The sequence below is a fragment of the Oleiphilus sp. HI0123 genome (genome assembly GCF_001635315.1).
Genome location: NZ_LWGE01000416.1, coordinates 1 through 808, shown reverse-complemented (window position 1 = coordinate 808; position 808 = coordinate 1). Strand labels below are relative to the sequence as shown.

General features: G+C 48.4%; 1 protein-coding gene and 1 pseudogene. Both read right to left on the bottom strand.

All coding sequences use genetic code 11. The features are described from left to right. Nucleotides 1-117: 117 nt before the first annotated feature. Nucleotides 118-366, bottom strand: coding sequence for a hypothetical protein (locus tag A3761_RS03945; protein WP_068552685.1), 249 nt, complete (start codon nt 364-366; stop codon nt 118-120). Next, nucleotides 363-808: pseudogene (locus tag A3761_RS26850) on the bottom strand (hypothetical protein); the annotation flags it as partial. The gene A3761_RS03945 and the pseudogene A3761_RS26850, both read right to left, overlap by 4 nt.

The window sequence follows — 808 nt, the reverse complement described above, 5'->3', positions numbered from 1 at the left end:
TGCACTTGATGTTCAGCGAGTCGAGATACCTTAAAAATTGCCTTATCGCTTTGAAAAACTCAACCAATGTGCCTCCGCCTGGATTGTTTTGCAGATCGTAGTGCTTGATCGCAAATTTCACCGCAGGAAAAAAGCGCTCGGGCAGCGACCCAAAGCGTAGCTTTTTTTGCTGTCCTTTGTGCTGCTTGTAAAGCGTGCATCTTCATATCGCCAAGTCATATCCTTATACTCGCTGATCACTTGATGACGCCCGTCAGTTAGACGGTAAGAAGAGATAGGCAATGTCAGTCGCTCTGACTCGCTCAACGCATGCAGTTTAATCGTATTGCCATGCGCCACTGCGCTCGCCATCAAAGTCTGACTCATGCGACCCCCTCAAGCTGTTGGCGATGCTTCCAGGCGGGATGAGGATTGGCTTCGGCTTCAGCGCGAACGGTCTGCACATACTCAGGATCAAACTGCGTCGCAATCTCGTTGTCGATAATACGAATGATATGCGCAAAGTACTTCTTCCAGCGTTTCGCGCCAATTTGCTCTCGCTCGTACACCAAGAGCCAATAAAACGAGAAAAGGCGGTATATATCCTCTTTCGTGACAACCATGTTGCGACATCGCACACAGGCCAAAAAGTCGGTGCAATAGATTTTATTGCCTTCTCTGTCGGTTTTCTGGCCTGAGTCCGCACACTTTGCCACTGAGGTATTCTGCTCAATGCCTCGAACGTTATCGGTCAGCTCTTTGACACGACTACGTCCCATGAAGTTAAAGTTTTTCTCTGCCTCTTTCGGTGCTTCCAAATAGTGTGAAT

Coding starts and splice junctions, on each gene's coding strand:
- A3761_RS03945 (WP_068552685.1), bottom strand. CDS start 366: ATGAGTCAGACTTTGATGGCGAGCGCAGTGGCGCATGGCAATACGATT.